An 18,509-nucleotide genomic window follows, 5' to 3' on the forward strand; every position below is an offset into this window, starting at 1 on the left:
TTTTTTCTATTTTTTCCTTTACGAATATATCTACCTTTCGCATAATACGGTTTTCAGCGCGTATGAACTCTGAAAAGTGCGCATAACAAGAAAGCGTCTTTTCCAATGGCATCAGGAGATGACCGACAATGACTGTAGATCACCAACGTTATGACGTCGTTGTAGTTGGCGGCGGCGTAAATGGTACAGGCATCGCAATGGACGCTGCCGGCCGAGGCTTGAAAGTACTGCTTTGCGAAATGAATGATTTGGCTTCGGCGACGTCATCCAGCAGCAGCAAGCTTATTCACGGCGGACTGCGTTACTTGGAACACTATGAATTTCGCCTGGTGCAAAAAGCACTGGCCGAGCGCGAGTCTCTTTTGCGCAATTCTCCTCACATTATGTGGCCCATGCGCTTTCGTTTGCCACATCGGTCGCACTTACGCCCGGCGTGGATGATCCGCGCAGGCTTGTTTCTTTATGACCATTTGGCCAAGCGGGAAATTTTGCCCGGCTCCAAGTCCATTCGTTTTGATGAGTCCGGTCCGTTGAAACCGGATATTACACGCGGCTTTGAATATTCCGATGGCTGGGTAGACGACGCACGACTGGTGATACTGAACGCTAAAAAAGCCCAGCAGTCCGGTGCCACCATTTTGACTCGCACCAAGTGCGTACACGCAGAACGCGGTCACGAAGAATGGCAAATCACCCTTCGCGACACCGACACAAACGCAGATCAGATAGTTTCTGCCAAGTGCATTGTGAACGCTTCGGGCCCTTGGGTAAGTTCACTGTTTGGCGAAAGCTTGTCGATGCCGGCGCCGAAGATGATCCGCATGGTAAAAGGCAGCCACATTGTTGTGCCCCGCCTGAACCAGGAAGAAGAAGCCTATATTCTTCAAAATGAAGACGATCGCATTGTGTTCGTTATTCCTTACGAAGATAACTTTTCGCTGATTGGCACCACCGACGTTGAATACGAGGGCAATCCGAAGGAAGCCAAAATTTCGCCAGAAGAAATCATCTATTTGCTGAAAATTGTGAACTCGTACTTCAAGCGACAGCTGGAACCGTCTGACGTGGTCTGGTCCTATTCGGGCGTGCGCCCGCTGATGGACGGTGAAGAAGAGAACGCACAGAAAGCCTCCCGCGACTACACCTTTGAAGTCAGCGAAGAGAAAAACAAAGCGCCGTTGATTTCGGTGTTTGGTGGCAAAATCACCACGTATCGCAAACTGGCGGAAGCGGCCACCGATAAAATTTGCCACTTCTTCAAAAACACCCGGGGCCATTGGACAAAAACGGCCGTGCTTCCGGGTGGCGACTTTGATAACCAGATTAATCTGGCCGCGTCGTTCAATGAGGCCTATCCCTGGTTGCCGGAAAAATTGGTCAGCCGTTACGTGCGCACCTACGGCACAACGTCGCGGGATATTCTGAACAACTGCGCTAACGTAGACGATCTTGGCAAGCACTTCGTGGGCACGCTCTATGAGAAAGAAGTAGAGCATCTGATCAAAAACGAATGGGCCGTGACCTCCGAAGACATCCTATGGCGCCGCACCAAGCAAGGGCTCTACGCCTCAGACAGCGAAGTCGAAGCGCTAGACAGCTTCCTGAAAGACAGAGCAACCGCTTAAAGCAGTCAACTTTCTCCACCACAGCGCCTGATACTCTCTCAGGCACTTTTCTCCGGCCGGATTATTCCGTCCGGAGTTTTTTTGCCTGAAATTCAGATAAAAAATCAGGCAAAAAAAAAGACTGAGAACCCCACTCAGTCTTTTTCCATGTCATTGAAGGGTTCTGATAGCAGAACCCTTCAATCTTCAAACCATCAGCATTAGAACGTTAGCTGTGAGCCGAAGATGATGGCGTTGTATTCGCCATCGCCGTCACCGGTGCCATAGATCTGGTACTCGGCCAACAAGGTAAAGTTATCCGTAGCCGCATAACGGGCGAACAACATAGTCAGGTCTGAATCACCCGCACCGGCGCCATTCAGCTCCTCGAAGTCATCTTCGCCTTCACCGTAGCTAGCACCCAAGGTGGTGCGATTAATTTGATAGGTGGTTTCAACATACCACTGGTTTGCGTCTTCTTCGTTTGGATCAAAACGCGCTGCGAACACTCCGTTGCCGGTGCCTGAGGTCATTGAGTAGTTACCACGGACAGCCAGGTCACCTAAGGAAACGGAGCCACCAAAGTCGATACCAGACATAGTGTATTGGTTAGTGCCCGTTTTGGAGCCTACGTCTTGACTGAAACCGCTGGACCAAAGCGAGAAGTTATCCGCCGAGTACACGACGTTGGCTTCGATGCGGGGCGTGTCATATTCAGCATTTGCACCACCGGCGGTGGTGGAGTCGACCTTCGATGGGCTAAACACGCCAACCTTGAACTGCAAACCACCAAGATTATTAGAGGTATACATCACACGTGGCTGGAAGTCAGCATAGAAATAGCCATTGCCGATACGCCCCGCCGTAGCGGCTACTTGATCAGGGCCAGCGCCGATCAAACCAACGCCCATCCCACTGCCACTGTCGCCAATCGCAGGCGTCCCAAAGATACCGAAACCTTTACCGATATTGACGGTACCAAAATCACCGGCCACGGCAATTTCAGATACCCGGCTACGGAACTCTTCATCCGCATCGCCCGGCGCAATGCTGGCATTCATCTGAAAATGACCAGATACCTGAAGACCGTTTTGCATCGGTGCATAAATATTGGTTTGCAATGTTGCCGGATTAAAACCAGTGGTGATGGAAAATGAGTCTTCCCCATCCAAGAAATCACCACCTGCTCTTTTGTCGTAATCGCCAAAAACCGCAAAAATTGGTAAATGGCCATTAACGCCCACTTTCCAACCATTATCTGATTCAAATGCGACTTCCGCCATTGCCGGTGAAGCCATCCCTGCTGCCATAAGTGACAGCGCAGCCGCCAAGGGCGCCTTGCGCAATGGACGACGGCTGGGAGTTTTCGCAAATGCGTTATGTTCGATCATGTCAGCTTCCTGTTGTTATTAGTGCCAGATCTCAGACTGCTGTACCGTCGCAGCGCCCGCGGCGCTTACTTTTTGGTACGACAACCCAATTCGTGAACGAATATTTTTATTTCGTTTTTAATCATAATATTCGGAACACAACAAATCTAACTCTCGAATAACAAAATGGAAAGGTTTTGGTCGAAGTTATTTTCGCTTTGCGTGACTTTAGACGCGCTAACTGCCCATAAAATTGCATTAAAATATTGTTCTATAAGCACTTATCGAAGAATAAAAAAAATTAATTAAATTCGTTAGCGAACTTACTAATAACGCGATTTTAATAGTTTTGTACGAAAACAAACATAACCGCGGCCCTATGTGTCGGCTTAATTGTCATAATTCCAGAACACACTGGCCCCCTGCTCCGGATTGCTGGCGCTGCGGCGCATCCAACCAAACAGTTCACGGCCATGACCGTAATGGGATGCCGCCAGGTTGGGTTTTACCGGTTCGCGACTGGCAAGAACCTGTTCATCTAACAACAGCTCCAGCGAACCGGTATCTGCGTTCAGGGATATCAGGTCACCGTCGCGCACTTTGGCCAAGGCACCACCGTCAAGTGCTTCCGGATAAACGTGTATGGCGGCTGGCACTTTGCCCGAGGCGCCAGACATACGCCCATCGGTCACCAGCGCTATCTGAAAGCCGCGGTCCTGCAGAACGCCCAGGTAGGGCGTCAGCTTGTGCAACTCCGGCATGCCATTGGCTTTCGGCCCCTGAAAACGCACAACCACCACGCAATCCCGATTCAGCTCACCCGCATCAAAGGCGGCTTTCAGATCATTCTGCTCGTTGAAAACCACCGCTGGCGCCTGCACTTTGTGGTGCTGGGGTGCCACCGCAGACACTTTTATAACTCCGCGGCCCGGGTTGCCATCAAGCACCTTCATGCCGCCGTCTGAGGCGAACGGCTCGGCAGCACTGCTTAGCACGCCCGGATAAAGGCTCTTTGCCGGCGCCGGCTGCCAGGTCAGTCCGTCGTTGTTCAAGACAGGCCCCTGGGTGTACCGCTCAAGACCAAAACCCACCACGGTTTGTACATCGTTGTGCAAATAGCCGTGGCTGAGCAGTTCGCGAATCAAAAAAGGTGTGCCACCGGCTTCGTGGAAGGCATTGATATCCGCTTCGCCATTGGGATAAATGCGAGTCATGGAAGGCACCACCGACGACAGCTCAGCGTAGTCGTTCCAGTCAATAATGACCCCGGCCGCGCGGGCAATGGTCACCCAGTGCAAGGTGTGGTTGGTTGACCCGCCGGTGACCAGTAAGGCCACCAGCGCATTCACAATGGCTTTTTCATCCACCATGTCGCCCAGCCCAAAGTACCGCCCTGGGGTTTCGACAGGCGGATAACCTGCTCCGTCGCGGCACAGGTAAGCTGCTCCCGTAAAGGCGTGTCAGGATGCACAAACGCACTGCCTGGCAGGTGCAGCCCCATCACCTCAACCAACAACTGGTTGCTGTTCGCAGTGCCGTAAAACGTGCAGGTGCCGGGGCTGTGGTAAGACTGGCTTTCGGCTTCCAGCAGTTCCTCTTTACCAATTTTGCCCTCGGCGTGCAGTTGGCGAATGCGTTGTTTCTCTTTATTTGGCAGCCCAGACGGCATGGGGCCCGCCGGTACCAGAATCGTCGGCAAGTAACCAAAGCTGAGCGCGCCTATCAACAGGCCCGGAACAATCTTGTCGCAAATACCCAACAGCAGTGTTGCATCGAACATGTTGTGGCTGAGCGAAACCGCCGTGCTCATGGCGATGGTGTCCCGCGAAAACAGGCTAAGCTCCATACCTGGCTGGCCCTGGGTAACGCCATCACACATGCCCGGTGTACCATCCGCGAACTGGGCCACAGACCCCATGCCATGGGCAGCCTTACGAATAACATCGGGGAAGGACGCGTAAGGTTGGTGCGCCGACAGCATATCGTTGTACGCAGACACAATCGCCACATTGGCCCGGTTCATCAGCTTCAGGGTGTCTTTATCGCCCTACTCACAAGCGGCAAAACCATGGGCCAGATTACCGCAAGACAAGTGCCGCGCTGGGGCGAACTGTTCTTCAACGCCTGCATACGGGCAAGATAATCCAGACGTGACGCTCGGCTGCGCTCAATAATTCTTTGGGTTACGCGATCAACGGTTGAGTTCATGGCAAGCTCCACGGGCAGCAGGTTTGTTTGATTATTTTGGTTATGAACGTAGTTTTACGTTCGATTTCTTACATTTTACGGGTTTAGTGTTCATTTTTTTGCGTTTTGTTGATACATTTACTACATCAAATGTATTTCCGAATAAAAAATATCCATTCAGGAGTAAGAGTATGACCATCCGAATCGCAATTAACGGGTTTGGCCGCATTGGCCGCAACACGCTTCGCGCCCTTTATGAGAACAATTATCGCGAGCAGATGCAGGTGGTCGCTATTAATGACCTGGGCGATGCCGAAACCAACGCTCACCTGCTCAAGTATGACAGTGTTCACGGGCGTTTTTCTGCCGACGTAAGCCACGATGCCGATTCCCTCAGCGTGAACGGCGACCGCATTGCCATCAGCGCAATCCGCAACCCAGCCGACCTGCCGTGGAAAGATCTGGGCGTAGACGTGGTGCTGGAATGCACGGGCCTGTTCACAACACGTGAAAAAGCCGCGGCCCATTTACAGGCGGGTGCCCGCAAAGTAATTATCTCTGCGCCCAGCCCAGACGCAGACGCCATGGTGGTTTTCGGTGTAAACGACCAGATTCTGAACGCCGACCATCACATTATTTCCAACGCCTCCTGCACCACGAACTGCCTCGCACCGATCGCCGAAGCTTTAAACAATGCGGTCGGAATTGAAAGCGGATTGATGACCACCATTCACTCCTATACCAACGACCAGCATTTGAGCGATGTGTACCATTCAGACCTGTACCGCGCGCGCTCGGCCACCCAGTCGATGATCCCCACCAAAACCGGTGCCGCTGCCGCGATTGGTAAAATCATTCCGGCACTGAACGGCAAGCTGGACGGCCTGGCGGTTCGTGTACCCACTATTAACGTATCGCTGGTCGACTTTGGCTTTATTGCAAGCCGCGACACCTCCGTAGAGGAAGTTAACGCCGCGGTAAAAGCCGCAGCTGACAAAAATAGCGTACTGGGATATAACCAGGAAAAACTGGTTAGCGTTGACTTTAACCACGACGCTCGTTCGAGTATTTTTGACGCCAACCACACGCGCGTGATCGGGCGTCATGTAAAAGTCATGGCCTGGTATGACAATGAGTGGGGTTTCTCGAACCGAATGCTGGATAATGCGGCTGCACTTATAAAAGCCAGCCAATGAAGGCACAAGCCGACAACCAGCCAAACCGCGTAAGCGAAACACCTTCACACTCTGAAAGGACACCCACTATGCTCCGGCGTACAAAGATTGTTGCCACCCTTGGTCCCGCTACCGACAGCCCCGAATCTTTGGGCGCTATTATTGCTGCGGGTGTCGACGTTACCCGTCTGAATTTTTCCCACGGCACGGCGGAAGATCACGAAAAGCGCGCGCGCCTGGTACGCGACACCGCCAAGGCACAGGGCCGTTTTGTCGCTATTATGGCCGACCTGCAAGGGCCAAAATTGCGCATTGCCCGCTTTCGCGACAATAAGGTCACCCTGACCGCCGGCCAAACCTTTGTGCTGGATGCCACCATGGACAAAGAAGGTGGCACCTCCGATTGCGTAGGCATCGATTACGAACAGCTGATCCGCGATGTAAAACCTGGCGACATTCTGGTGCTGGACGACGGCCGCATCGAAATGCAGATAGACGCGGTAGACAATCACAGCATCACCTCCACGGTTTTGATCGGTGGACCCTTGTCTAACAACAAAGGCCTGAACAAGCGCGGTGGTGGCCTGTCGGCTGAAGCGCTGACCGAGAAAGACAAGCAAGACATTGTTACTGCCGCCAAATTGGGCGCGGATTATGTGGCCGTTTCTTTCGTTCGCAACGCCGAAGACATGCACACAGCCCGTCGTTTGCTGAAAGAGGCCGGCTCTGAAGCGGGCCTGGTCGCAAAAATTGAACGCGCCGAGCTGGCCCACGATGACGCCGCTCTGGATGCGGTCATCGAAGCGTCTGACGTGGTCATGGTTGCCCGCGGCGACCTGGCTGTGGAAATCGGCGATGCCGAACTGGTCGGTGTACAAAAGCACATTATTCAGCGCGCTCGAATTCTCAACCGCGCGGTGATTACGGCCACCCAGATGATGGAATCGATGATCACCAACCCCATGCCCACCCGCGCCGAAGTGTCGGATGTGGCTAACGCGGTGATGGATTACACAGACGCAGTGATGCTGTCAGCAGAAACCGCTGTTGGTGATTATCCGGTGGAAGCGGTAAGCGCCATGGTAAGAATTTGTATTGGTGCGGAGAAACACCCCTCCATGCATCAGTCCAAACATCGGATGCACGAGTCCATGGGACGGGTGGATGAAGCCATTGCGTTGTCTACCATGTACGCAGCCAATCACCTGAACGGCATAGCCGCTATCATCTGCCTGACCGAAACAGGTGCAACCCCGCGACTGATGTCTCGCATCAAGTCCAGCCTGCCGATTTACGCGTTTTCACGCCATCACACCACCCAGCACCGGGTAGTGATGTACCGCGGCGTGCAAACCGTACCCTTTGATGCTGCAAACTTTGCGGCCGAAGACACCAACACCCAGGCGGTTGAGCAGCTGGTAAAACAAGGCGTGGTGAAAGACGGCGATCTGGTTATCATCACCAAAGGCAGTTTTACCAATGCCCAGGGCGGCACCAACTCCATGCAAATCCTACGTGTAGGTGAACATCTGCACTAAACCGCAGGTTATTCAGCCAATAAAAAACGCCAGCTTGCTGGCGTTTTTTATTGGCTGTTCATTGCCTTCTCGTGTCAACCTTAAGCCTCAGCGGAACCTATTGACGCGTTCAGTTCCGCCAGACTTGCCCTGGCCAGCTCGCGGATTCCCGCCCAGTCTCCGCTCGCCACTGCGTCTTCCGGCGTCAGCCAGGTTCCGCCCACGGTCATCACGTTGTCTAAAGCCAGGTAACCCGCTGCGGTGTTTTGGCGAATACCGCCGGTGGGGCAAAACCGAACCCCGGCAAACGGTCCGCTTAATGCCCGCAAGCCCGCCGTGCCGCCGGCCACTTCTGCTGGAAAGAACTTGAAACGGCGGTAACCCAACTGGTAACCACTCATTAATTCTGACGCCGTAGCAATGCCCGGCAGCAGCGGCGCCTGCGCTTGCAACCCGTATTCCAGCAACGACTGTGTGATTCCCGGTGTTACGACAAACTGCGCACCCGCTGCCTCTGCCTGCTTATACTGCTCTACCGTTAACACCGTACCCGCGCCTATCACGGCATCGGGCAATGCCTTGCGCAGAGCACGAATCGCATCCAGACCGTAGTCACTGCGCAGAGTGATCTCGAACACCTTAAGACCACCCTGCATCAACGCCTCGCAAAGAGGCACCGCGGTGTCTGGGTGATTAATGGTGATCACCGGCAGCAGCGGCGACAGGCTGATGATGTCGTCTAACCGTTGGCGCTGTGCTTGTGCTTGTGCTTGTGCTTGTGCTTCGGCATTCATCAATAAGGTCACTTTGCGGGGCTCCAAAAAATGTGCAAACCCGACCGCAGAAACGCGCGGATTGGCATGTGCGCCCAGTTATCAGGTTCGGCCAACGCCTTTGTCAGAGTGGCCAGCTTGTCGTCGCCCTGAATGTGCAGAATACAATGACGGGCGCCAGCAATGGCGCTTCGGGTCAGAGTGATTCGCGCCTGGGCATGTTGGGGTGGTGTTATCGCAGCCAACTTGCTGCCGCTGTGCTCCGCCATGGCAGCGACCAGTTCCGGCGCATCAGGAAATAACGATGCGGTATGGCCGTCGTTGCCCATACCCAACACCACCACGTCCAGCGGCCAGCTAAGAGATTCAAGCCGTTGGCAAACGGCACCCAGGCCGGCTGAAGGGCTTGCGACCTTTTCGTACAGTGGATAAAAACGTGCCACTGCAGCCCTTCCCTGCAACAGATGCTCGCGTATCTGGGCGCTGTTGCTGTCTGGGTGCGATGGCGCTACCCAGCGCTCATCTACCTGCACAATATCTATCCGCTGCCAGTCCAGCACTTGCTGGGCCAAAGCCCTAAACAGCAAAATCGGTGTACTGCCGCCAGACAACGCCAAGCTAGCCCGCGGCGCTGCGTCAAGACGTTGGCGCAGAATCAATGCAATCTGCTCTGCCAATTTCAGGGCAAGGTCTGCCGGAGTCGCAGCCGGGTGCCAAAATACGCCGCTGGGCAATAGGGGCTTAGACATCTTCATACCAGCTTCGTCCGTCACGGGTTATTAAAGCCACCGAGGCCACCGGCCCCCAACCACCTGCGGCGTAACGTTTGGGTGGCTCGCCGCTGTCTTGCCAATTGGTGATGATCTGGTCTACCCAGCGCCAGGCGTGTTCAACTTCGTCACGGCGCACAAACAGGTACTGGTGGCCTTTCATGACTTCCCACAGCAGCCGTTCATAGGCTTCGGGGATGCGAACCTTGGCAAAGGTTTCGGCGAAGGTTAGATCCAGCGGCCCCTGGCGCAGGCGCATGCCTTTATCCAGGCCTTGGTCTTTGGTGAGTATTTTCAGCGCCATGCCTTCGTCTGGCTGCAGGCGGATAATCAACTTATTGTTGGCCAGATGCTTCTGGTCCGGGTCAAATATATAATGCGGTGCCGGTTTGAAATGAATCACGATTTGGGACAACTTTTCAGGCAGCCGTTTACCGGTGCGGATGTAAAATGGCACACCGGACCAGCGCCAGTTATCGATTTCCACTTTCAGCGCGACAAAGGTTTCCGTATCACTGGATTTATCCGCACCTTTTTCATCAAGGTATCCCGGCACCGCCTTGCCCTCGCTGGAACCTGCGGTGTACTGCCCGCGCACCGCGTAATGTTCCATCATGGCGGGCGTAATTTTGCGCAAAGCTTTCAGCACTTTCACTTTCTCATCGCGAATGCTGTCCGCCGACAAATCAGACGGTGGATCCATGGCAATCAGGCACAGCAGTTGCAGCAGGTGGTTCTGAATCATGTCACGCAGTTGCCCGGCCTTGTCAAAATAGCCCCAACGCCCTTCAATACCCAAGCTTTCTGCCACGGTGATTTCTACGTGGGAAATGTGGTTCTGATCCCACTGGGAGGCAAAAAGATTGTTGGCGAAACGCAGAGCAATCAGGTTTTGCACCGTCTCCTTACCCAGATAGTGGTCAATGCGGAACAGCTCACTTTCAGCGTATACCTCGCCCAGGGCATCGTTGATGACCCGCGACGATTGCAGGTCATGGCCAATGGGTTTCTCAACCACCACCCGGGTGTGCTCACTGCAGCAGTCGGAATCTCGTAGATTGCGCGCAATCACCCCGTACAACGACGGCGGCGTGGCCATGTACACAATCAGATTGTTATTGACGCTGTCGCGCCAACCGTTCAATTCCGGATAACTCTCGCGGCAGCTAAAGTCAAGGCTGCGGTATTCCACCCGCTTTAACAGACGCTCTACAACCGATTGTTGAAATTCTTCAGTCGGAACCCGCTGACGCAAATTATCGGCAATCTGCTGGCGCACGTCGTCGCTGCTGTGTTCGCTCCGGGCCAGTGCCAGAATACGGCTTCCTTCAGCAAGCAAATCCGCGCGTTCAAGCTGGTAAAGCGCCGGAAACAGCTTGCGGTTGGCCAGGTCGCCCAGGGCGCCAAAAATTATCAAATCGCAGCGAGTATGGTCTGATTTGGTCATTGTAGTAATTTTATCCAATAATCGCCGCTAAAATCGGCGCATACAGTTATTTAACCCCACTTCCGACACTTTTACTACACCCAAAATCTGTCAAACAGGGTATAATTTTTAAAATTTCGCATCAAACATTTCGTATCAACCGTTCCGTATCAACGAAAGTAATCAGGGAGCTTCAGGCATGGCTGCAACTACCCTCACCCATTCCCGCCGGGATGATAATCTGCTTGAGGATATTCAGCAGAGGCTGGAGCAGCTCAACAAATCTGAGCGCAAGGTGGCAGAGGCCATTATGCGCGACCCCAGCGCCGCAACCCGTTACAGCATTGCCGCGCTGGCGCGGGCGTCTGACGTTAGCGAACCGACAGTTAACCGTTTTTGCCGCGGGTTTTCCGCCACCGGTTTTCCCGACTTCAAGATTCGCCTGGCACAAAGCATTGCCACCGGCACTCCCTATGTCGGCCAGAACGTTGAGCCAGACGACACCGTGGCGGAGTTTGCCGACAAGATCATACTCAGCACCATGGCAAGCCTGGATAAGGCGCGCCAGACGCTGGATGCCAAGGCGTTGGCGCAAGCCATCGATTCGTTGATTCAAGCCAAGCAGATCAGCTTTTTTGGCATGGGTGCCTCGGCGTCGGTGGCGATGGACGCCCAACACAAGTTTTTCCGCTTCAACATACCTGTTACGACTTATGACGACGCCTTGATTCAACGAATGGTGGCTGCTGGCTCCCACGTGGGCGATGTGATTGTGGCTATCTCATACACCGGGCGCACCCGGGAAACCGTGGAAATAGCACAAATTGCCCGCGATAACGGCGCCACGGTCATTGGCATTACCAACCCTCAATCGCCCCTGGCGGCAGTGTCCAGCGTGGTGTTGCCGGTGATTTCGCCGGAAGATACCGAAGTGTATATGCCCATGTCGTCGCGTATTATACAGCTTACCGTCATCGACATTCTGGCTACAGGGGTGACGTTAAAGCGCGGCCCGGATTTTCTCAGCCACTTAAAAAAGGTAAAAGAAAGCCTGCGCCCGACCCGCCTGCCACTGACGCAGCCCTGACAGCACATGCGCTAAAGCAACGTTGACGTTAGAAACAAAAAAGCCCGAACCGGCTATCCGGTTCGGGCTTTTCTACTCGCCTTGGGCGTCATCCTGCCCTGGATTCTCCCTAGCTTTACGCTAGCTGTGTGCCAAACCTGTACTACGGGCGCTCCACCTCGGCGTTATTCCGCAGCCACTGCTGGTAGGCCGTATATTCGCGCTGGCCGTCCAGTGAGGCCAGAAACTCCTGCAACTGCACGTATTCGGTGCTGTCGGTGTTTACCTCGCCTTCGTTAACCTTATCCAGAGCGATTACGACGGCACTGTTACCGGTAATCGTGTGGCCATAACTGACTTTACCTGCCAGTGGGCGCGGCAACGCGTAAACCGTCTGCATGACCTCACCGCCTAATTCCGGCGCACTGCGGGGCTGTTCGCTGTAAGCCGTCCAGCTGTCGTCGGCGATATCCGGTAACGATTCGCCGGCCTGTAACTGCGCGGCCATTTCGCTGGCACGGACCACCAGCGCGGTACGGGTTTGCTCGACTTCCAGATTACTGCGAATTGCGTCCTCCACGCCGCCTAGCGGCAGCACCTCGGCCTCGCGATAAACCCGCACTCGGGCGACCACCGCGCGATTGTCGGCAACGTCAATCAGCTCGGTGTTATAACCACCGTTCAATACGTCTTCCGAAAACAACTGGCGCACCAGTCCGGCATGATCAAACGGCTCAGCGCCACCGCTACGGGTAATGTTGTCAGCCTGGCGAAGCTCAAGATTCAGGTCTTTCGCTGGCCCTTCCAGATTGTCGGCCGCGTAAGCCGAGTCCGCCAGTGTTGTACGTGCCTGGGCATAAGCTTCACGCGCTTGCTCGCGGGACAGATCGTTACGCAACTGCGCGGCAACGTCGGCCAGGGCGGGCACGTCTGAACGGCGAACGTCGTTTAATTTGATCAGGTGTACACCAAAACTGGTGCGCACCGGGCCTGAAACAGCGCCAGGTTCAAGGCTGAACAGGGCTTCATCGAAGGCTGGGTCGTAAACCCCGCGGCCGGCAAAGCCCAGATCGCCGCCCTGCTCGCCAGAAACCGTATCAATCGACAGTTCCTGCGCCAGCGCTGCGAAGTCTTCACCGTCAGCCAGGCGCTGCTGGATACTCTCAACAACGGTTTCCGCATCGGCGGTGTCTTCAATCAGGATATGCGCCGCCCGGCGCTCTTCGCGAGCCAGATCGGCTTCGCGGCTTTGATAATAAGTCAGAAGCTCTTCGTCACTGATGACGATGGCGTCAGCCAGCGCGTCCAGCGATAACACAACATAGCTGACATCGACTTGCTCGGGCTGCTGAAATAAGTTTGGGTTGCTGTCGTAAAACGTCTGTATGTCATCGGCGCTGACGTTTACCTTATCAGCCACGGCGCTGGCAGAAATGCTCAGCAGGCGAAAATCACGGGTCTGATTTTGAATCTGCATCAGCCGCGTAATGCTATTGCTGGTGACAACGCCGCTGGCGACGATACCGGCGCGAATCTGGTTCACCACGGTTTGCTTGCGTATGGCATCGCGGAATTCGCCAACACCCATACCCACATTGCGGACGGTGGCAACAAACTGATCGCGATTGAACTGGCCGTCTACCTGAAACTGGGGCATCTGCGTGATCAGAGCATCAATATCGGCGTCAGACAACGCCAGGCCCTGCCGGTCTGCGTCCTGCGCCAGCACCTGCTCTTCGATCAGTGCCTGCAGTACGTCGACTCGAATCTGATCTTCGTTCAACAGAGAAGGATCCGGCCGTTCCATACGCGACAGACGGTTCTGACTTTCCAGCTGCACCACCCGTAAAAATTCGCGCTCGGTAATGTCTTGGCCATTCACCGTAGCCACTTCCGGTTCGCCGCTGAAGCCGCCAATAATGGCGTCCATTCCCCAAACGGAAAGCGACAAAATCAGCAAGCCGATAATGATCTTGGCAATGGTGCCCTGGGCGTTTTCCCGCATATCTTGAAGCATGTGTCTCCCGAATCCCTGTTCAAGGTCGTACTGTGCCAGCGAATGCCGGCGAATTTTTTATCGTCATCAACGCAATTCTGGCGCTGTTAACGTAGATCTCGCGTTGTTAACGTAAAAAGGCGCATTCAGTGTGGAATGCGCCTTTAATATTTCTGGCGCAGCTCCAAAACGCGGAGCTGCCGTCGAAAAACCCGTTACTTAACGGCGTCTTTCAGGGCCTTACCTGCTTTGAAACCAGGTACTTTAGAGGCCTTAATCTGAATCTCGGCGCCTGTCTGCGGGTTACGGCCAGTACGGGCAGCTCGTTCTTTCACGGAGAAAGTACCAAAACCAATCAACGTTACCTGGTCGTCCTTTTTCAGGGCACTGGTAATGGAGGTGGTCATGGCATCCAGAGCGCGGCCAGCGGCGGCTTTGGAAATATCAGCGGACTCTGCAATTGCATCAATAAGTTCGGACTTGTTCACACTAAACCCCTTCGATTTCAGGTTGAAGATGTTATAGGTCGATGGATCTCAAACGCAGAGACTATTGCACATACGTTTGCAGAATTCCATTCGGCAATTATTTTTATTCCCTGCGGCAACAATCCGTTAGTCGGAGCGGTAAACCGGTAGTTGGAATAGCTTTATAAAACGCGGGAGCCCTTGGTACAGGCTGCTTCACGGCGAAACAGTTATACCAATGGGCTCTTCCGTGTGTCAACAATTCATGTCGGATTTAGTGCGTATTTGGGCGTTCGTTCGATTCTGCGTCGTCGTCACAGCCGACCTTAGCGGCTGTTTTTTCCGCAATATCACCCGCCATTACCTCCGGCGCATACACCAACGCAATGTCTAGCACTTCGTCAATCCATTTGACCGGGCGAATTTCCAGAGACTCTTTGATATTTTCAGGTATCTCCTTGAGATCTCTGACATTTTCATCCGGTATTATAACCGTTTTAATACCTCCCCGGTGCGCTGCCAGCAGCTTTTCCTTAAGTCCGCCGATGGGTAAAACACGACCGCGCAAGGTTATTTCACCGGTCATCGCGACGTCACTGCGCACCGGGTTACGGGTCAACGCAGACACCAATGCTGTACACATACCTATACCGGCGCTGGGGCCGTCTTTTGGAGTCGCGCCCTCAGGCACATGCACGTGCAAATCGTGTTTTTCGTGGAAATCGTCGGCAATACCCAGCGCTTTAGCGCGACTACGCACAACGGTTAATGCCGTCTGGATAGACTCCTGCATAACGTCGCCCAACGAACCGGTTTTCACCACCCGACCTTTACCCGGCGTAAGCGCACATTCGATGGTCAGCAATTCGCCGCCCACCTGAGTCCATGCCAGACCGGTCACCTGGCCAATTTCGTTATTTTCTTCTGCCAGGCCGTATTTGAATTTCTGCACACCGGAATAGTCTTCCAGCATCGCCGGTGTTATCGCTACCTGGTTCTTATCGCCGCTTGAAACGTGCTCACGCACCACCTTACGGCAGATCTTGGCAATCTCGCGCTCCAGTCCACGTACGCCAGCCTCGCGGGTGTAGTAACGCACCAGGTCGCGCAGGGTTTCTTCTGGAAGATCCAGTTCTTTGTCGCGCAGACCGTTGGCCTTTATCTGCTTGGGCAGCAAGTAACGCAGAGCGATATTCACTTTTTCATCTTCGGTGTAACCTGGAATGCGGATAATTTCCATTCGGTCCAACAGCGCCGACGGCATATTCATCGAATTCGAGGTGCACACGAACATCACATCTGACAGATCGTAATCCACTTCCAGATAATGATCATTGAAGGTGTGATTCTGTTCCGGATCTAGCACTTCCAGCAGCGCAGAACCGGGGTCTCCGCGCTGATCCATGCCCATCTTGTCGATTTCATCGAACAGGAACAGCGGATTTTTCACCCCGACTTTGGCCAGTTTCTGCAGCAGCTTACCGGGCAAAGCGCCGATGTACGTTTTGCGGTGGCCGCGAATTTCGGCTTCGTCACGCACGCCACCCAGGGCCATACGGGTGTACTTGCGATTGGTGGCACGGGCAATGGACTGCCCCAAAGAGGTTTTACCCACTCCAGGAGGCCCTACGAGGCACAACACCGGCCCTTTGATCTTCTTCACCCGGGTTTGTACCGCCAGGTATTCCAGAATGCGGGTTTTTACCTCGTCCAGACCGTAATGATCTTCATCGAGTATTTCGCGGGCCCTATCGATATCGTGGCGCACGCGGCTGCGCTTTTTCCAAGGCACCGCCAGCATCCAGTCGATATAGCCACGAACCACTGTGGCTTCGGCCGACATAGGCGACATCATTTTCAGTTTGTTCAGCTCACTTTCCGTTTTTTTGCGGGCTTCTTCCGGCAGACCGGCATCTTCCAGTTTCTGTTCCAATTCCTCGAAATCGTTATTACCATCACCCATCTGGCCCATTTCTTTCTGGATGGCCTTCATCTGTTCGTTCAGGTAATACTCGCGCTGGCTGCGCTCCATCTGCTTTTTGACCCGGCCACGGATGCGCTTTTCCACTTCAATCAGGTCAATTTCACCGTCCAGCTTGCCCAGCAGCAGTTCAATTCGCTCACGGGTATCAAGCGCTTCAAGCAGCTCCTGCTTTTGCGGAATCTGCAAGTCCAGATGGGCAGCAATGGTATCCACCAGGCGCTCTACGCCGGTAATCCCATTGAGCGCACCAGAGACCTCGGCCGGCACCTTTTTTGAGAGCTTCACAAACTTCTCGAACTCTTCCATCAAGGTCTTGCTGAGCACTTCTTCTTCGCGCTCCGGCAAGGGTTCTTCGCGCAGAATGCGGGCGTGTGCTATCAGGTAGTCGCCATCTTCAATCTGTTCCAGCGCGGTACGTTCGTTGCCCTCTACCAGCACTTTCACGGTGCCGTCTGGCAGCCGCAGCATCTGCAGGATGGTGGCGAGGGTGCCAATGTTGAAAACATCGCTCACGCCGGGGTCGTCTGTGGCCGCATCACGCTGGGCGACCAACAGAATTTCCTTGCCGCGTTCCATCGCCGCTTCCAGCGCCTGGATAGACTTCTCTCGGCCCACAAACAGGGGCACAACCATGTGCGGAAACACCACCACATCGCGTAACGGAAGCAATGGGTAAACTTTCACGGTTTCTTCGGGTATCCGGGTCATAGGGAATCCTCTGACGGGGTATCATTAAAGGTATCAATAAAGAGTTTTAATAAACGTAACATCAATCATTGGGGCATCTGCGACATAAAAAAAGGGGCTAATCAGCCCCTTTTTCAGTCAATACGCGGATTTAGCGAATCAATCGTCCGGCGCAACTTTGGCCAGGTCGTTGTTGGCGTAAATCTTGAACGGTTCAGAATCACCGCTGATCACGCTTTCATCAACCACCACCTTGCACACATCCTGTTCCGACGGGATCTGATACATGGTGTCTAGCAGCGTTGCTTCCATAATCGAGCGCAAACCACGGGCACCTGTATTGCGTTCTTTCGCTTTACGAGCCACGGCGCGCAGGGCTTCCTCACGGAAATCCAGTTCTACACCTTCCATTTCGAACAGCTTCTGGTACTGCTTGGTCAAAGCGTTCTTGGGCTCGGTCAAGATCTGAACCAGGGCGTCCTCGTCCAGCTCGGTCAGGGTTGCCACAACCGGCAAGCGGCCGACAAACTCCGGAATCAAGCCAAACTTCACCAGATCTTCGGTTTGAACATCTTTGATGATCTCGCCGGCGGATTTGATGTTGTCCTTACTCGCCACCTCTGCAGAAAAGCCGATGGACGAACGCGCAGAACGTTGCTGTATCACCTTATCCAAACCCGCAAACGCACCACCGCAAATAAACAGAATATTGCTTGTGTTCACCTGCAGGAACTCCTGCTGCGGATGCTTGCGGCCGCCTTGGGGTGGTACCGAAGCCACGGTGCCTTCAATCAACTTCAACAGCGCCTGCTGCACGCCTTCACCAGACACATCCCGTGTGATGGAGGGGTTGTCAGACTTGCGAGAAATCTTGTCGATTTCGTCAATGTAAACAATGCCCCGCTGGGCTTTCTCGACATCATAATCGCATTTCTGCAGCAACTTCTGAATGATGTTTTCAACGTCCTCGCCCACATAACCGGCTTCGGTCAGGGTGGTAGCGTCGGCAATGGTAAAGGGTACATTCAGCACCCGCGCCAAAGTTTCAGCCAGTAGTGTCTTGCCGCTACCAGTAGGGCCAATCAGCAGGATGTTGCTTTTACCCAGCTCGACTTCGGCCTTACCCTCACCGTAGCGCAAACGCTTGTAGTGGTTGTATACGGCAACTGCCAGCACCACTTTAGCCCGATCCTGGCCGATCACGTACTCGTTCAGTGTTTCACGGATCTCGGCCGGTGTCGGCAGACGATCGCTGGCCTCCTCCTGAGCATTTTCCTGAATTTCTTCACGGATAATGTCGTTGCAAAGGTCAACGCATTCGTCGCAGACAAACACCGAAGGCCCTGCTATGAGCTTCCGGACTTCGTGCTGGCTCTTTCCACAAAACGAGCAGTACAGCAACTTGCTGCTATCGTCACCTCTGCCGTTTCTTTCGTCTGCCATTGAAATACCTCTGATCTCTGTTTGCCGGCGCCGGTTAAAACGGA

General features: G+C 54.0%; 12 protein-coding genes and 1 pseudogene. 4 read left to right on the forward strand and 9 right to left on the reverse strand.

The genetic code is table 11. The annotated features are described in order from the left end of the window. Nucleotides 1-128: 128 nt before the first annotated feature. A complete protein-coding gene (gene glpD, locus MIH19_RS12855; RefSeq protein ID WP_249005263.1) occupies nt 129-1,625 on the forward strand; it encodes a glycerol-3-phosphate dehydrogenase in 1,497 nt (498 codons plus the stop codon). A 200-nt stretch (nt 1,626-1,825) separates the two neighbouring features. On the opposite strand, the gene MIH19_RS12860 is transcribed toward glpD, so the two are convergent. Next, a complete protein-coding gene (locus MIH19_RS12860) occupies nt 1,826-2,995 on the reverse strand; it encodes a porin (RefSeq protein ID WP_249018597.1) in 1,170 nt (389 codons plus the stop codon). Between the two features lie 368 nt (nt 2,996-3,363). Next, a pseudogene (gene edd / locus MIH19_RS12865) lies at nt 3,364-5,182 on the reverse strand (phosphogluconate dehydratase). A gap of 170 nt (nt 5,183-5,352) precedes the next feature. Here edd and gap point away from each other — a divergent pair. Both gap and pyk read left to right on the forward strand, forming a co-directional pair. Further along, complete coding sequence (gene gap / locus MIH19_RS12870; protein WP_249005265.1) at nt 5,353-6,357, forward strand: type I glyceraldehyde-3-phosphate dehydrogenase; 1,005 nt, start codon at nt 5,353-5,355, stop codon at nt 6,355-6,357. 68 nt (nt 6,358-6,425) lie between these two features. Then, nucleotides 6,426-7,874, forward strand: coding sequence for a pyruvate kinase (gene pyk, locus MIH19_RS12875; RefSeq protein WP_249005266.1), 1,449 nt, complete (start codon nt 6,426-6,428; stop codon nt 7,872-7,874). 80 nt (nt 7,875-7,954) lie between these two features. Here the strand turns inward: pyk and MIH19_RS12880 are convergent, their stop codons facing one another. Genes MIH19_RS12880 through zwf form a run of 3 tightly spaced genes read right to left on the reverse strand, consistent with a single transcriptional unit; the run spans nt 7,955 to nt 10,843 of the window. Next, nucleotides 7,955-8,647 (reverse strand): bifunctional 4-hydroxy-2-oxoglutarate aldolase/2-dehydro-3-deoxy-phosphogluconate aldolase, encoded by a 693-nt coding sequence (locus MIH19_RS12880; RefSeq protein ID WP_249009004.1) that lies wholly within the window; start codon nt 8,645-8,647, stop codon nt 7,955-7,957. Nucleotides 8,648-8,655: 8 nt separating this feature from the next. After that, nucleotides 8,656-9,381 (reverse strand): 6-phosphogluconolactonase, encoded by a 726-nt coding sequence (gene pgl, locus MIH19_RS12885; protein ID WP_249005267.1) that lies wholly within the window; start codon nt 9,379-9,381, stop codon nt 8,656-8,658. Continuing rightward, entirely contained in the window at nt 9,368-10,843 is a 1,476-nt protein-coding gene (gene zwf / locus MIH19_RS12890; protein WP_249005268.1) for a glucose-6-phosphate dehydrogenase, read from the reverse strand. The genes pgl and zwf overlap by 14 nt, the downstream gene beginning before the upstream one ends. A gap of 178 nt (nt 10,844-11,021) precedes the next feature. Between zwf and MIH19_RS12895 the strand changes: the two genes are divergently transcribed. Continuing rightward, on the forward strand, nt 11,022-11,909 hold the full coding sequence (locus MIH19_RS12895) for a MurR/RpiR family transcriptional regulator (protein ID WP_249005269.1): 888 nt from the start codon (nt 11,022-11,024) through the stop codon (nt 11,907-11,909). Between the two features lie 142 nt (nt 11,910-12,051). On the opposite strand, the gene MIH19_RS12900 is transcribed toward MIH19_RS12895, so the two are convergent. The 4 genes from MIH19_RS12900 to clpX form a co-directional block, all read right to left on the reverse strand. Further along, nucleotides 12,052-13,905, reverse strand: coding sequence for a SurA N-terminal domain-containing protein (locus MIH19_RS12900; RefSeq protein WP_249005270.1), 1,854 nt, complete (start codon nt 13,903-13,905; stop codon nt 12,052-12,054). 194 nt (nt 13,906-14,099) lie between these two features. After that, entirely contained in the window at nt 14,100-14,372 is a 273-nt protein-coding gene (locus MIH19_RS12905; protein ID WP_007352523.1) for an HU family DNA-binding protein, read from the reverse strand. Between the two features lie 253 nt (nt 14,373-14,625). Then, entirely contained in the window at nt 14,626-17,043 is a 2,418-nt protein-coding gene (gene lon / locus MIH19_RS12910; protein ID WP_249005271.1) for an endopeptidase La, read from the reverse strand. Nucleotides 17,044-17,181: 138 nt separating this feature from the next. Continuing rightward, a complete protein-coding gene (gene clpX, locus MIH19_RS12915; protein WP_249005272.1) occupies nt 17,182-18,465 on the reverse strand; it encodes an ATP-dependent Clp protease ATP-binding subunit ClpX in 1,284 nt (427 codons plus the stop codon). Between the last annotated feature and the right edge of the window lie 44 nt (nt 18,466-18,509).

This window comes from Marinobacter sp. M1C (genome assembly GCF_023314135.1).
In the GTDB taxonomy this organism is placed as follows: Bacteria; Pseudomonadota; Gammaproteobacteria; order Pseudomonadales; family Oleiphilaceae; genus Marinobacter.

What these genes read in the sequence shown, in the direction of transcription:
- glpD (WP_249005263.1), top strand. Translation starts at nt 129, where the DNA reads ATGACTGTAGATCACCAACGTTATGACGTCGTTGTAGTTGGCGGCGGC.
- MIH19_RS12860 (WP_249018597.1), bottom strand. Translation starts at nt 2,995, where the DNA reads ATGATCGAACATAACGCATTTGCGAAAACTCCCAGCCGTCGTCCATTG.
- gap (WP_249005265.1), top strand. Translation starts at nt 5,353, where the DNA reads ATGACCATCCGAATCGCAATTAACGGGTTTGGCCGCATTGGCCGCAAC.
- pyk (WP_249005266.1), top strand. Translation starts at nt 6,426, where the DNA reads ATGCTCCGGCGTACAAAGATTGTTGCCACCCTTGGTCCCGCTACCGAC.
- MIH19_RS12880 (WP_249009004.1), bottom strand. Translation starts at nt 8,647, where the DNA reads ATGAATGCCGAAGCACAAGCACAAGCACAAGCACAAGCACAGCGCCAA.
- pgl (WP_249005267.1), bottom strand. Translation starts at nt 9,381, where the DNA reads ATGAAGATGTCTAAGCCCCTATTGCCCAGCGGCGTATTTTGGCACCCG.
- zwf (WP_249005268.1), bottom strand. Translation starts at nt 10,843, where the DNA reads ATGACCAAATCAGACCATACTCGCTGCGATTTGATAATTTTTGGCGCC.
- MIH19_RS12895 (WP_249005269.1), top strand. Translation starts at nt 11,022, where the DNA reads ATGGCTGCAACTACCCTCACCCATTCCCGCCGGGATGATAATCTGCTT.
- MIH19_RS12900 (WP_249005270.1), bottom strand. Translation starts at nt 13,905, where the DNA reads ATGCTTCAAGATATGCGGGAAAACGCCCAGGGCACCATTGCCAAGATC.
- lon (WP_249005271.1), bottom strand. Translation starts at nt 17,043, where the DNA reads ATGACCCGGATACCCGAAGAAACCGTGAAAGTTTACCCATTGCTTCCG.
- clpX (WP_249005272.1), bottom strand. Translation starts at nt 18,465, where the DNA reads ATGGCAGACGAAAGAAACGGCAGAGGTGACGATAGCAGCAAGTTGCTG.